Raw genomic sequence first — 13,343 nt, forward strand, 5'->3', positions numbered from 1 at the left:
GTGTTTTCGAAATGAAAAGTGCGGAATTTTCATATTTAAAGTGATATTTATCACAGTTTCCAGACTTGCTGAATTCTTACAATAAAGACAAGTTCAGAGTAGGAAAGGAGTAATCACGATGAGTCAAAAGACAGAATCGAACCTAAAAGGAACATTCGTTGCCGTCCTGATCGTAGCAGGTGTCATCATCGGGATGTGGAGTTCAATCTTTCTATTGTTCATATCACGTTAAGGGGGAATCACGATGCACATTCATCGTTTAGAAAAAATCTGGCTGATCTTCGGAGTAGCGATGCTCGCGGTCTTCTTGACCATCATCGGTGTATCCGCTTTTGCATCCGGAAATCAACCGCCATCCGATGCGACATTGATTGATCCGACGAAAGTCGATCAGACGAAACCGTTTGATAAGCCAGGACTAAAGAAAATTGATGACAACCGATACGAAGCGGTCATCGTTTCACAAGCTTTTCAGTTTACACCAAAAGATATGGTCATACCTAAAGGGGCGACAGTCGATTTTCTCGTGACATCGAAGGACGTCGTTCATGGATTTGAAATCGTTAAGACGAACGTCAACATGATGGTCGTTCCCGGACATATTAATTCGATTGAGTATACGTTCAAGGAAGCAGGCGAATATCTCGTCGTCTGTAATGAATATTGTGGTAATGCCCATCATATGATGGCAACGAAAATCAAGGTGGTGGAATAAGATGAATGCTATATCAAATAAACTAAGACAGTTCGAGATGGAGCGTGGTCTACCCGCTACCGTCATCGGAGTCAAGGAAGCGAAACTGGCCTTTGCACATGTTAGTTTTTCACTTGTCGCCTTATTGATCGGTGGTCTATGTGGATTACTACAAACGATGGTACGGACAGGTGCCATTCCAGAAATCGCTGGAATCGGATACTATGAGCTTCTGACTGCTCACGGATTGATGCTTGCAATCGTCTTTACGACGTTATTCATTTTCGGATTATTGTTCTCATTTTTAGGTCAATCGTTCGGACGCTTCGAAGAGTTTCCGCGACGTCTCGGATGGGTCGGGTTCTGGTTCATGATTCTTGGTGTCGTCCTCGTCACGTGGATGGTGCTTGCAGGTGAAGCATCCGTCCTCTATACGTTCTATGCACCACTCAAGGCACATCCTGTTTTTTATATCGGACTCGTCATCTTCGTCGTCGGAACGTGGATCGCGTCTGGTGCCATGTTCCGAATGTATGCTGATTATAAGCGGGAACACCCTGGTGTTCATCCACCGCTTCAAGCCTACATGAGCATTATGACTGCCTTGTTATGGGTGGTTGCGACACTCGGCGTAGCGGCAACGATTCTCTTTCAACTTCTTCCTTTATCTCTTGGTTGGACGGATAAGGTCGGGATCGAGCTATCTCGGACGCTATTTTGGTACTTTGGTCATCCGCTCGTCTATTTCTGGTTGTTACCTGCCTACATCGTCTGGTATACGGTCATTCCGAAAATCGTTGGTGGGAAGATTTTTTCTGACGCGTTAGCACGCATGTCGTTCTTGTTATTCCTACTCTTTTCATTCCCTGTAGGTTTTCACCATCAATTGTTAGAGCCAGGGATTTCTGCATTTTGGAAGTATGTCCAAGTCGTCTTGACATTCCTCGTCATCATTCCATCATTGATGACTGCCTTCTCGATGTTTGCGACATTTGAGCTAGCAGGTCGCCGTAAGGGAGCAACTGGCATATTTGGTTGGGTGAAGAAAATGCCATATCGGGATGTCCGGTTCCTTGCACCGTTCATCGGGATGTTGTTCTTCATTCCAGCAGGTGCAGGTGGTGTCATTAATGCATCGCATCAGCTGAACATCATCGTTCATAACACATTATGGGTTACGGGACACTTTCATATCACGGTCGGTGCTGCTGTCGCACTAACGTTCTTCGGAACAGCCTACTGGCTTGTCCCGCTCTTACGTGGTCGGACGTTAACAGCGGCAATGAATCGTCTTGGACTTATTCAAACGGCTGCCTGGACGATCGGAATGCTCTTCATGTCGACTGCGATGCACATCTCAGGATTACTCGGTAATCCACGACGGACGGGACCAGCCACCTACTTCAAGGATTCAATCGTCGCTGACTGGATTCCATATCATGTCGCAATGGCGATCGGCGGAACGATTTTATTCATCTCGATTCTGCTATTCCTCTATGCGATGTTCCAACTGGCCTTCCGAGCGCCAAAAGGAACAGAAGAATTTCCGATTGCTGAAACGGAAGAAGAGGCGATGGCAACGCCACTCTTCTTTGAAAATTGGAAGCTATGGATTTTCGTGACGTTCGCTTTGATTGCGTTTGCGTACACGGTACCGATTTGGCATATGATTGAAAATGCCCCTCCAGGAGCTCCCGGATGGAGACTCTGGTAAGACAGTGAAGAGGGGACTGACTCAAAAAAAGAATGACGCGTCATTTCAAGCCCTTTCCTCAGGCGAGACAAAGCCCCCCCTTTCCTACTTCATTTAAGCAAGAAAGGGGGGCTTGTTTGTCTCTGACAACGCATAAATGCGCTTTTCCTGTAGGAGTTGCGTGTGACGCGTCATTCTTTTTATTACGAGATAAGGGAGGCAGATCATCAATCTGCCTCCCTTATCTTTGTAGAGACTGACTTTTGAGTCAGCCCCTTATTTGCGTGAGCTTAAGGAATAAGTAATGAAGGGCTAAATCTTATTTGACGAGATTATGCTTGAAGGCATAGACGACAGCTTGTGTACGGTCTACGACATCGAGTTTCGATAAGATGTTCGAGACGTGTGTCTTAACGGTTTTTAAGGAAATGAATAATTCGTCTGCGATTTCTTGGTTCGCCATACCACGAGCCATCAATTGAAGAACTTCCTGCTCACGTTCCGTCAAATCGTCATGCAAGTGTGTCGTAGGACGACGAAGACGTTCCATCATTTTACCGGTCACTTGTGCTGCCATGACAGATTGACCGTTTGCCGTCTTGCGAATCGCTTCTGCGATGTCAAAGGCACTAGCCGTTTTTAAGACATAACTCATCGCACCGGCTTCAATGACAGGATAAACTTTCTCATCATCAAGAAAACTCGTCACGACGAGAATTTTTGCTTCCGGCCAGTCTTTGCGAATCAGTCGCGTTCCTTCGACGCCATCGACTGGCTCCATCACTAAATCCATCAAGATGACATCCGGTCGGTGTTCAAGCGCAAGCAAGGCTCCTGCTTGACCATCCGACGCTTCGGCGACGACCTCGATGTCTGGTTGTGTGGAAAGGAAAGCAGACACACCGGCCCGGACCATCTCGTGATCATCTACTAATAATACGCGTATCATACTTGCACCATCCGATCTTTTCTAAGTTTGACTTCGATTTGGGTTCCTTGTCCTGGAACACTGACGAGACGAATCGTTCCACCCATCTCAGCCGTTCGTTCCCGCATCGAATTAATGCCATAAGAGGCAAGTTTTTTTTCATCAACGACGAATCCAACACCATCATCATTCATGCTCAGAATGATCGTTTCGTTGAATTGTCGGAGCTCGATATCCATATGAGACGCTTTCGCGTGACGTAATGCATTCGTCAATCCTTCTTGGACGATCCGGAACAACTCGTTTTCGATTTGTCGTGGAAGTGTCATCTCTTCTAACTTCCAACTCAACTGTGTGGACTGCTTTCTAGATAATTCTTCGAGCAGTTGCGAAAGTCCTTGTTGTAACGTCATCCCTTCTAGTTCGACAGGGCGAAGCTGAAGTAAGAGGGAGCGCATTTCAGACTGCGCCGTTTGCGCCATCGTCTCGACCATCTCGATCTGTTTGGCTGCAGCTTCAGGTTGAGACAGAATCGTCTGTTTAGCTGCTGTCGTCATCATGGAGATGGCATAGAGCTGTTGCGAAACGGAGTCGTGTAAATCACGTGCGAGTCGCTTTCGTTCCTCCGTGACGGCTTGAACTCTTACTTGTTCAACGTGTTGCGGACGTGTACTGATTTTTTGGACGGTCTCGACTTGTTCGTCGATACGTTTTCCAATCCGCGACAAGCGCGTCAACGTATGAAAGTAGGGACCCGGAACGATCGTCACATCTTTTCCTTGTTCCAGTTCAATGATGGCAGTCGTGACACGTTTGAAGTCACGTCGCAAGAAAAAGTAATGCATGCTACCGATGGCAAGCGGTAGTAATAACGAGAGTCCGATGACGAGTAGAAGGACAGGGAAATCTTGTTGACGGACGAATAGGACATGCCAATCGACTTGTCGTGTACTTAAGAATAACAACGTCGTCATGACGGCAGTCAAAAAGCCTGTCATGACTTGGAGTGCAATGACACCAAGCGGGAATTGATCACGCTTCATATCGAAGACACCTCCACGTTGCCAATACCGAGCATGACATGAATGCGAACCTTCCGCGTCGCTTCGCCGTATTCCGGTGCCCGGAATTGAATGCGTCGATTAAAGAAGGTCGGAATCCGGCGGATATCTGTCTTGACGCTTCCGAAGCCGATTGACGTGTCGAGTGTATAGTCGTAGCCGGACGGTAAAAGAATTCGGACGTCCCCGACGACACCACTGACGACGATCAAGGTCTCGCCTTCTGGAACATAGGCGTGCGTCAAATCGATTTCTAAATCCTTGACGATGAACTGTTCGCTCAAATCCTGTAAGACGTACGGTGCATCGGCTTGAGTCGAGAAGGAATAAGCGGGTTGAATCTTGATCCCTTCCTCTTCATATTGATGCGGAGCAATCCGTGAAAATAAAAATTCGCGGACAGAATGTCGTGTCACGAGAATGATCCCAAGATAGAGCAAGATACCAGCAATGACAAAACCGATGGCAGCCGAACTAAGGACGACGCCAGCAAGAATGATCGTACCGACGATGTAGAAGAGGATTGCTAATTTTTCATGATTGCGTCGCCGGAAATGAATCCCGACATAATACAGCAGGAACGGAAATAAGACACCAAACAATACATTTCCTGCACCGGACAATAGGTCATAGAACAGACCGAGGGCGAACAGGATCGATACGTAACCGACCAGTTGTTTCGTACTTAATCGTCGCACGATCAATCTCCTTTCTAACATGACAAAGGGAGGCATACGCCTCCTTCATCATTGACTGCTTATTGGTGAATGCGGCGTTCGAGTTCAGCGATACGCGCATCGATATCATCTTCATCAACGGCTGGTTGTTTTGCTTCAGGCTCTTCTGCCGTGAACGGATGTGCTTCTTCTTTTATAGTAGCATTTGGTTCGCGATCTAGCACCTGGTTCATCTTGTTTTTTAAGTTCGAGACGTTTTCGCGCATCATCCATTCGTACCGTTTGTTTTGTAGATCTTCGAGCTTTAACTTCAATTCGAGGGCTTCACGTTCCAATTCGTTCAGCTCGCGTTTCGTCTCAGCGACGAGTTCTTCAAAGAACCGGTACTGCTCCCCGTAATGCTTCGATTCGATGGCTGCACGCTCAGCCAGTTGTTGTTCACCGGCTTCGTTCGCGATTTCGACTTGCTTGAAGCGTTTATCGGCTAAATCCTTCGCTTCTTCCTGTTTTTGTGTCAGTTCCAGCAGCAATGTCCGTTGACGCTCGAGTAGTCGATCAATCTCTTTTAAATCAGCTTCTGTTGATCGGATATGACGAACAAGTTTCTTAGCAGGTACTTCGCCCTGTTCAGCAGCTTTTTTGACTTCTGTCATCATTTGTGTCGCAAAATCGTTGAGTTGATCAAATACGTTTTTCATGAAAAAATTCCTCCTTGGAAGTGGCGAATGATATCGGGTCACACATTTTGATTAGAAACGTTTTTCGTCTAGGTCTTTCCAGTCTGCTTCGAAATGTGTCGTTGATGTACGGCGACGGTTAAAGAGATCTTGAACATTGACACGTTGTAGTTTCATACGCATGTAACCGACGTACAATGCGATGGCTGCTGCGATTCCGATGACTGCCCAGATGTTCGAGAGGGCAAGCCCGATTCCGATGGCTGCTAGGAATCCGAAGCCGAGTTTCGCTGGCCATTTGTTCGACTGCATGAACTTACTGATCGAATAGAACGCGAGTAACGCCCCTAAACCAAGTCCGATCATATGCGGTAATGTTCCGATGACGACGGCAAGTAACGCCAGTCCGGCGAGAATCATCACCAGTTGTTTTCCTTTCGATTGCTTCATGAGGAAGCCTCCCTTGTGTTGATACCTTTATGATACGGGAGTCCTTCTATTCCTACGACACTCTTTGGACCGTATTTGCTCTCGGGCTTAAGGCGGAGAGAAGGTCTGACTTTAAGGGAAGCGCTATCAGCACCAATGATTCATGTGATACTCTATAAGGGAATCGAATCGAGAGGAGTGATGTTGATGAGTGCAACAATCAACGTAAACCAAGTAACATGTGTCGGAAACCAGGGAGGGGTTTCCCTCCCTTAAATCAGAGGAGGAAACCATTTGAACGAATGGGGTACACCACCTGTCTACGAAACGACAGGAACAGAACGATTAGGACGGATCATAGCCGTCTATCAAACACATTATCGCGTCATGACGGAAACAGGAGAATCGCTGAGCGAACTGTCTGGTAAATTGCGTTTTCAATCGGGAACGAAAGCTGAATTGCCAGCGGTTGGTGACTGGATCATCCAAACAGAGAGAGAGCAAGGCAAAGGACGGATCGAACGTGTCTTACCACGATCTTCTCAATTTTCCCGAAAAGCGGCAGGAACGGAGACCGAGGAACAAATCATCTGCGCGAATGTCGACGTTGCCTTGCTCGTCATGGCTTTTGGACATGACTTCAACGTCCGTCGACTGGAACGTTATTTAACGGTTGCTTGGGATGCAGGGGTGACACCAATCATCGTCCTGACGAAAAAAAGTCTGATGCCGTCGATTGAAACGGAACTGCAGGCTGTCGGAGCAATCGCGTTCGGAACACCAATCCTTGCCGTTGATTCTTTAACTGGTGACGGATTAGAGGAGTTGCGTGAACAGTTACAAATCAAGCAGACAATCGTGTTAGTCGGATCGTCCGGCGTCGGGAAGTCGACGCTCGTCAATGCTTTAGCTGGAGAACAGTTAATGGAGACGGGTGGCGTACGAGAAGACGATGAACGTGGACGTCACACGACGACGCATCGCGAACTGAAACGACTATCGAACGGTCTATTGCTTGTTGATACACCGGGGATGCGAGAATTGGCCTTATGGGATGGCAGTGACGGTTTATCGTCGACGTTTTCCGATATTGAGGAGCTTGCTGAAAACTGTCGTTTCCGAGACTGTGAACATGATAAGGAACCGGGATGTGCCGTTCGGATAGCTTTAGAAGATGGCACACTAACTGCTGAGCGCTGGAACAGCTTCGTCAAGCTAAAACGAGAAATCGCTTATGCGGAACGCAAGCAAAATGTGGCGTTGCAGGCAGCGGAGAAAGAAAAGTGGAAAAAAATCCACAAGCAGGCCCAAGCGCATACGAAAGTGAAGTATCAAAAGCGATAATACGACTGAAATATGAAAAGCATCTGCAACGGAAAAAGGAGTCTCTTTTTCTATGCAGATGCTTTTTTCTCGTTATTCTTTTGAAAGGAATTCATTTGGTTCTGTATGGAACGGCACGTTACCCGTCAAAGTATCAAGACGATGTAAGTCGGATTGAATCGCTTCAGGGTCACTTCGGCGCGCGTTTCGTACCGTGGCCGTTCCGACCGGATGATCGTTGAATCCAGTCGTTAAATCAAACGTCCGATTCGACAGCCGATCGGTAAAATAACGATCGTGAGAGACGAAGAGGAGCTCACCAGGGAAAACATCGAGGGCGGCTTCGATTTGTTCACGAGTCGCAAGGTCCAAATAGTTCGTTGGTTCATCGAGAATAAGCAAGTGAGCACCAGAAAAATACAGGCGTAAGAAAGCGATCCGACATTTTTCACCCATACTGGCGTCGGAAATCGACCGGTAAACATCATCGCGACGGAATAAAAAACAGGCGAGCAACGTCCGGGCGTCCGTCTCACTCATCGTGCCGTACTCAAGTAATGCCTCTAACAACGTACCTGATGTCGGTAAGTGGGAAAGGGCTTGTGAAAAATAGCCGGTCTTCAATCGAGGATGACGGATTATGTTCCCTTGATGAGGAACATATTCGCCCTCGATGAGACGCAGTAAGGTCGTTTTCCCGCTTCCATTCGGTCCGATGACAGCAATTCGGTCGCCACGTTCTACCGTAAACGAAACATCCTTTAGGATCGGTTTCGTCTCATGCCTAAACGAGACACGTTCGAACGAAATCAGTCGTTTCGCACGAATCGCTTCATGTTCGAATGCGACGTGAACAGTCGGTGCAACTTGTGGTTTTTGTACACGATCCTCGAGTAGACGCTCGAGTTGCTGCTCTTTTGCCTTGACCTTCGTCGCATGTTTAGCAGCCTTCTTTTTCGCATACGGATCCCGTTCACTCGCTTGATTCGAGGCTTTTTGATGCCATTGCCGGTATCCTTGAATCATGCGTGTCAGCTCTTTGCGGGTGCGTTCTTGTTTTTCGTACGCTCGTTGTTGCGACAGAGCTTGATGTTCCTTTTGTTCTTTATAGGACTGATAGTTTCCGCTGTATCGCGTTGCCCCTGATTCAGATAATTCAATGACGGCATCAGCTGTTGCGTCGATGAAGAATCGTTCGTGTGAGACGTAGAGAATCGAGGTCCGTGACATGTTGACCCATTCCGTGAGCCACTCGAGCGTCTCTTGATCCAGATGATTCGTCGGTTCATCGAGAATGATGAAATCAGGTCGTGACAGAAGCAGGCAGGCAAGTTGGAGGCGCGTCTGTTCACCACCGCTTAGACTGGATGCTTTGTGTGTCCAGAGTGCTTCCTCTAATTTGACTTCTTTTAAGACGCGTGCTGCATCTGCTTCAAGCGAGAAGGCGTCCTGATCGAGTGCTTGTTGATAGATCGTCAAGTCACCATTCATAGCATTAGCGCGAAGTTGATAACGAACCGCATCCGCTCGTTCGACGACATCAAGAACGGTGTGATCGCCCGCTACGAAGTGTTGTGATAGTAGACCGAGTTTTTTGTAATGACGCTTGATCGAACCGTCAGTCGGCTGAAGTTGGTCAGCGATCAAGTGTAACAGTGTCGTTTTTCCGATGCCGTTCGGACCGATTAAGGCGACATGTTCACCGGTATGAATATGAAAAGAAACGTCCGAGAAAAGGCGTCGTTCGTCGTAGTCCATCGATAGGTGTTGGATCGTAAGTGTTTCAGTAGGCATAAAAGCAGCTCCTTTAGTGTTCATTTCCGATAAGATGAAATGAAAAACACACCATCCGAAGCGAGCGGATGGTGTGCCGGAGTGTAACTCAAAGAAGGTGCTGGCCAGAGGTTGGTCACACCGAAAAAGAGCAGACTCGTAGCGTCAGACATCCGCAACTGCATTGCGAAAGAGATGATTTCATTCATCAAGCGACGTGTACGAGTGATTGCTTCATTTCGGTGTTGTACCTCCTGTTCATAGTCTATGCCGTCATTGTAACAAAATGGAAACGTTAACACAAGTACGATTCAAGTAAGGTTTGCGCAGTATCCGTTTCTTCTGATGAAGGGGGAAGCACATCAGTTAACGGATATGCGAGACCGAGGTTTTCCCACTTATAGACACCGAGTTGATGATAAGGGAGTACTTCGACGCGCTCGACGTTTCCGAGCGTCCGGATGAACTCGCCGGTCTGACGGAGGAAATGTTCTGACATCGTAATACCTGGAACGAGGACGTGGCGAATCCAGACGGGAATGTTTCGCTCGGCTAGGCGTTTTGCGAAGGCGAGTGTATTGGCGTTACTCCGTCCAGTCAAGACGCGACAAGCGGCATCGTCGATATGTTTGATATCGAGTAGTACTAGATCCGTCGCATCGAGAATCGCATCGATGTTTTTCGGGACGACGGATCCCGCGGTATCGATGACCGTATGCAGTCCATGGCGTTTTGCTTCTGTTAAAGCAGCCTCCAAGAATTCTGGCTGAGCGAGCGGTTCACCTCCAGAGAAGGTGATTCCGCCACCCGTGGCCTCGAAAAAGGAGCGATAGCTGATCGCTTCTTTTACGACTTCGTCTGCTGAGACACGCCGTCCGCAACCGAACTCCCATGTATCCACGTTATGACAGTATTGACATCGTAGTGGACATCCTTGCGTAAAGACGATGAATCGAATGCCAGGACCATCGACTGTTCCACATGATTCAACGGAATGGATCATACCATAGGTCATCCTGCTCACTTCCTTTCACATACTACACATCATTTTAGAGAGAACCGTGGAACGTTCGATTGATGACATCGATCTGTTGTTCACGCGTCAGTTTAATGAAGTTGACTGCATAACCGGATACCCGAATCGTTAACTGTGGATATTGTTCTGGATGCTCCATGGCATCGAGTAACGTCTCACGGTCAAAGACGTTGACATTCAAATGGTGTCCTTTTGAAGTCGTACCACCCATATATCCGTCAAGTAATCCGACTGTATTGCGAATGCGTGTGGCTTCATCCTTACCAAGTGCTTTTGGCACGATCGAGAACGTGTAGGAAATCCCGTCGAGCGCATGTTCATATGGTAATTTTCCGACAGATGTCAGTGCGGCGACAGCTCCTCTAGTGTCACGTCCATGCATCGGGTTAGCACCAGGTGCGAATGGTTCACCCGCACGGCGTCCATCTGGCGTATTTCCTGTTTTTTTACCGTAGACGACGTTTGAAGTAATCGTCAGGACAGACTGCGTCGGAAGGGCATTGCGATACGTTGGATGTTTACGGATTTTCTCCATGAACAGTGTGACGAGATCGACCGCCATCTGATCTACCCGTTCATCGTTATTCCCGAACTTCGGAAACTCGCCTTCGATCTTGAAATCAACTGCAATCCCATCCGCATCTCGGATTGGACGAACTGTTGCGTAACGGATGGCAGATAGACTGTCAGCGACGACCGATAAACCAGCGATACCGCATGCCATCGTCCGTAAGATTTCTGGATCATGTAAAGCCATCTCAATCCGTTCGTAGCTGTACTTATCATGCATGTAGTGGATGACATTCAGTGTGTTGACGTACAGTTCTGCGAGCCAATCGAGTTGACGATCATAAGCCGCCATGACGGTTTCGTAATCGAGTACTTCATCAAGCATCAATGGACTTGCTGGGGCGACTTGGATTTTGAGCTTCTCGTCCATTCCGCCATTGATCGTATAAAGTAATGCTTTTGCCAGGTTTGCTCGCGCACCGAAGAACTGCATCTGTTTCCCGATCTTCATCGCGGAGACACAACAAGCGATGCCGTAATCATCTCCATAAACCGGTAACATCAAATCATCGTTTTCATATTGAATCGAGCTTGAAACGATCGACATCTTCGCACAGAATTCCTTGAATCCGCGTGGAAGCTGAGTAGACCAGAGAACGGTTAGATTCGGTTCCGGTGCCGGACCAAGTGTCGAGAGAGTGTGTAAGAAGCGGAATGAACTTTTCGTGACGTTTGATCGTCCATCTTCACTCATTCCACCGATTGATTCCGTTACCCACGTCGGATCACCTGAGAATAGATCGTTGTAGTCTGGTGTCCGTAAGAACTTAACGATCCGAAGCTTCATGACGAAATGATCGACGAGTTCTTGTGCAGTCTCTTCCGTCAAGCGACCAGCCGCAAGATCACGTTCGACATAAATATCAAGGAACGTCGAGACTCGACCGAGTGACATGGCTGCCCCGTTTTGCTCTTTGATGGCAGCAAGATAGGCAAGATAGACCCACTGGAATGCTTCTTGTGCTGTTTCTGCAGGGCGGGAGAGATCGAAACCATAGCGAGCTCCAAGCTCGGTCAATTCCGTTAATGCGCGCAACTGTTCATTCATCTCTTCACGGTCGCGAATCATCGATTCAGATAAGAACCCGCCACGTGCCTTTAAATCCTTCTTACGTTCTTCGATCAAGCGTGCCGTTCCGTACAAAGCAACACGACGATAGTCACCGATGATCCGTCCGCGACCATAAGCATCAGGTAATCCGGTGATAATACCGGCTTTACGTGCAGCGCGCATTTCAGGGGTATAGGCATCGAAAACCCCTTGGTTATGTGTCTTCCGGTACTCGCTGAAAGTTTTCGTGACGGTCTCGTCTGCTTCAAAGCCATACGCAGCTAGGGCATCATTCACCATCCGAATCCCACCGTTCGGATGAATCGAACGTTTAAACGGTTCGTCTGTCTGTAAACCGACGATTTTTTCAAGTGAGCGATTCAGATACCCTGCATCATGCGAGAGGATCGTTGATGGTGTTTTAGCATCGACGGCATATACACCACCACGTTGTCGTTCTTCATTCGTCAGCTGTAGAATTTGTTGCCAGAGACGTTCCGTTGCTTGCGTCGGACCGACTAAAAAGTGATCATCTCCTGTATATTCCGTGCGATTGAGTCGGATGAAGTCTGCGACATCGATCGTCTTTACCCATTCACCAGACGTAAAGCTTGCCCAGGCACTTGTTTTTTCTAATAACATGGATACCACTCCTTTAATATTGAGCTAATCATCAGTTCCTTATGTGAATAGTGTAACAAAAGGAAGGGGTGATTCCCTTTACGTTCATGTGAATGTTTTAACAAGTGGACAAACGTTGATATGACGGGCTTTCTTTATTTCTGTATTCATATGAAAATAGTTTTAAAAAAACAGTTTTAGATTGCTAATTCAAGGTTTTTTGGAAACTGTATGAGTTGATTTGAAAAAGATTCACTAGAACAGTTGAAACTGTGAGGAATGTCACGCTACGGTGCCTTGTATTTTTAAGACGTATCGTTGACAATGAAAAAGGGAATATAGAACGTGGAGGTGTGCCAAATGGAGTATGTATCATTAACACAACAAGGAGAGTATCAGTCGGGAGACTGGGTCTCGCTGAAAATCGGATCGGACGGTTCAACGCGAACGGGAATGATCACGGAATTCGAAAATGATGGATTCTGGATTCGATTTGAAGATGATTTTGATTATGAAGACTTTATCGGCTATGATGAATCGTATTGGATTGCGCTTGTTCGTCGTCCGGTTGACGTAAAAGCGACGTATGCGAGTCTTGCGGAGTACCCGGCACTCGCTGCAGAATTACAGGATCGTGTCATCCAAGGATTCGAGATTTTAGAAGAAGAAGCCGGTGAAAGCGAGATTCGATTCCACATTCGATTGCTCGACGCAGGAAATGAATATACACAGACATTACGGGGATACCGTGATGCATCAGGAGATCATGTCGAATACGTAACGGCATGATGGAATTAAGAGAGTAGGAGA

General features: G+C 47.4%; 13 protein-coding genes. 5 read left to right on the top strand and 8 right to left on the bottom strand.

Translation table 11 applies throughout. From position 1 onward, the window contains the following. Positions 1-118 precede the first annotated feature (118 nt). The 3 genes from KNQ12_RS15760 to KNQ12_RS15770 are packed head-to-tail and all read left to right on the top strand — an operon-like array spanning position 119 to position 2,408. Positions 119-232: a hypothetical protein gene (locus KNQ12_RS15760; RefSeq protein WP_023467253.1), complete on the top strand. Its 114-nt coding sequence runs from the start codon at positions 119-121 to the stop codon at positions 230-232. A gap of 12 nt (positions 233-244) precedes the next feature. After that, positions 245-715 carry a cytochrome c oxidase subunit II gene (locus tag KNQ12_RS15765; protein ID WP_214749618.1) on the top strand — a complete coding sequence of 157 codons (471 nt, stop codon included), beginning with the start codon at positions 245-247 and terminating at the stop codon, positions 713-715. A gap of 1 nt (position 716) precedes the next feature. Further along, positions 717-2,408: a b(o/a)3-type cytochrome-c oxidase subunit 1 gene (locus KNQ12_RS15770; protein ID WP_023467255.1), complete on the top strand. Its 1,692-nt coding sequence runs from the start codon at positions 717-719 to the stop codon at positions 2,406-2,408. Between the two features lie 298 nt (positions 2,409-2,706). Here the strand turns inward: KNQ12_RS15770 and KNQ12_RS15775 are convergent, their stop codons facing one another. The 5 genes from KNQ12_RS15775 to KNQ12_RS15795 are packed head-to-tail and all read right to left on the bottom strand — an operon-like array spanning position 2,707 to position 6,180. Beyond that, positions 2,707-3,336: a response regulator gene (locus KNQ12_RS15775; RefSeq protein WP_023467256.1), complete on the bottom strand. Its 630-nt coding sequence runs from the start codon at positions 3,334-3,336 to the stop codon at positions 2,707-2,709. Then, a complete protein-coding gene (locus KNQ12_RS15780) occupies positions 3,333-4,358 on the bottom strand; it encodes a sensor histidine kinase (protein ID WP_035398797.1) in 1,026 nt (341 codons plus the stop codon). The genes KNQ12_RS15775 and KNQ12_RS15780 overlap by 4 nt, the downstream gene beginning before the upstream one ends. Next, positions 4,355-5,074 carry a cell wall-active antibiotics response protein LiaF gene (gene liaF, locus KNQ12_RS15785; RefSeq protein WP_029340864.1) on the bottom strand — a complete coding sequence of 240 codons (720 nt, stop codon included), beginning with the start codon at positions 5,072-5,074 and terminating at the stop codon, positions 4,355-4,357. Before liaF ends, KNQ12_RS15780 begins: the two co-directional genes overlap by 4 nt. A gap of 59 nt (positions 5,075-5,133) precedes the next feature. Beyond that, positions 5,134-5,751, bottom strand: a complete 618-nt coding sequence (locus tag KNQ12_RS15790; RefSeq protein WP_023467259.1) for a PspA/IM30 family protein — start codon at positions 5,749-5,751, stop codon at positions 5,134-5,136. Positions 5,752-5,802: 51 nt separating this feature from the next. Next, the gene (locus KNQ12_RS15795) at positions 5,803-6,180 is read right to left on the bottom strand and encodes a lmo0954 family membrane protein (RefSeq protein WP_023467260.1); all 378 of its coding nucleotides are present in this window, start codon (positions 6,178-6,180) and stop codon (positions 5,803-5,805) included. A 273-nt stretch (positions 6,181-6,453) separates the two neighbouring features. On the opposite strand from KNQ12_RS15795, the gene rsgA reads away from it, so the two are divergent. Continuing rightward, positions 6,454-7,503 (top strand): ribosome small subunit-dependent GTPase A, encoded by a 1,050-nt coding sequence (gene rsgA, locus KNQ12_RS15800; protein WP_251055874.1) that lies wholly within the window; start codon positions 6,454-6,456, stop codon positions 7,501-7,503. 72 nt (positions 7,504-7,575) lie between these two features. Here rsgA and abc-f read toward each other — a convergent pair whose 3' ends face one another. The 3 genes from abc-f to pflB form a co-directional block, all read right to left on the bottom strand. Further along, positions 7,576-9,276, bottom strand: a complete 1,701-nt coding sequence (gene abc-f / locus KNQ12_RS15805) for a ribosomal protection-like ABC-F family protein (RefSeq protein ID WP_214749614.1) — start codon at positions 9,274-9,276, stop codon at positions 7,576-7,578. A 274-nt stretch (positions 9,277-9,550) separates the two neighbouring features. Further along, positions 9,551-10,270, bottom strand: a complete 720-nt coding sequence (gene pflA / locus KNQ12_RS15810; RefSeq protein ID WP_023467263.1) for a pyruvate formate-lyase-activating protein — start codon at positions 10,268-10,270, stop codon at positions 9,551-9,553. A gap of 34 nt (positions 10,271-10,304) precedes the next feature. After that, complete coding sequence (gene pflB, locus KNQ12_RS15815; RefSeq protein WP_058713985.1) at positions 10,305-12,554, bottom strand: formate C-acetyltransferase; 2,250 nt, start codon at positions 12,552-12,554, stop codon at positions 10,305-10,307. A gap of 339 nt (positions 12,555-12,893) precedes the next feature. Here pflB and KNQ12_RS15820 point away from each other — a divergent pair, with 339 nt between their 5' ends. Continuing rightward, the gene (locus KNQ12_RS15820) at positions 12,894-13,322 is read left to right on the top strand and encodes a hypothetical protein (RefSeq protein WP_023467265.1); all 429 of its coding nucleotides are present in this window, start codon (positions 12,894-12,896) and stop codon (positions 13,320-13,322) included. Positions 13,323-13,343 lie beyond the last annotated feature (21 nt).

It is taken from the genome of Exiguobacterium sp. s11 (assembly GCF_018619015.1).
GTDB lineage: Bacteria > Bacillota > Bacilli > Exiguobacteriales > Exiguobacteriaceae > Exiguobacterium_A > Exiguobacterium_A indicum.

Coding starts and splice junctions, on each gene's coding strand:
- KNQ12_RS15760 (WP_023467253.1), top strand. CDS start 119: ATGAGTCAAAAGACAGAATCGAACCTAAAAGGAACATTCGTTGCCGTC.
- KNQ12_RS15765 (WP_214749618.1), top strand. CDS start 245: ATGCACATTCATCGTTTAGAAAAAATCTGGCTGATCTTCGGAGTAGCG.
- KNQ12_RS15770 (WP_023467255.1), top strand. CDS start 717: ATGAATGCTATATCAAATAAACTAAGACAGTTCGAGATGGAGCGTGGT.
- KNQ12_RS15775 (WP_023467256.1), bottom strand. CDS start 3,336: ATGATACGCGTATTATTAGTAGATGATCACGAGATGGTCCGGGCCGGT.
- KNQ12_RS15780 (WP_035398797.1), bottom strand. CDS start 4,358: ATGAAGCGTGATCAATTCCCGCTTGGTGTCATTGCACTCCAAGTCATG.
- KNQ12_RS15790 (WP_023467259.1), bottom strand. CDS start 5,751: ATGAAAAACGTATTTGATCAACTCAACGATTTTGCGACACAAATGATG.
- KNQ12_RS15795 (WP_023467260.1), bottom strand. CDS start 6,180: ATGAAGCAATCGAAAGGAAAACAACTGGTGATGATTCTCGCCGGACTG.
- abc-f (WP_214749614.1), bottom strand. CDS start 9,276: ATGCCTACTGAAACACTTACGATCCAACACCTATCGATGGACTACGAC.
- pflA (WP_023467263.1), bottom strand. CDS start 10,270: ATGACCTATGGTATGATCCATTCCGTTGAATCATGTGGAACAGTCGAT.
- pflB (WP_058713985.1), bottom strand. CDS start 12,554: ATGTTATTAGAAAAAACAAGTGCCTGGGCAAGCTTTACGTCTGGTGAA.
- KNQ12_RS15820 (WP_023467265.1), top strand. CDS start 12,894: ATGGAGTATGTATCATTAACACAACAAGGAGAGTATCAGTCGGGAGAC.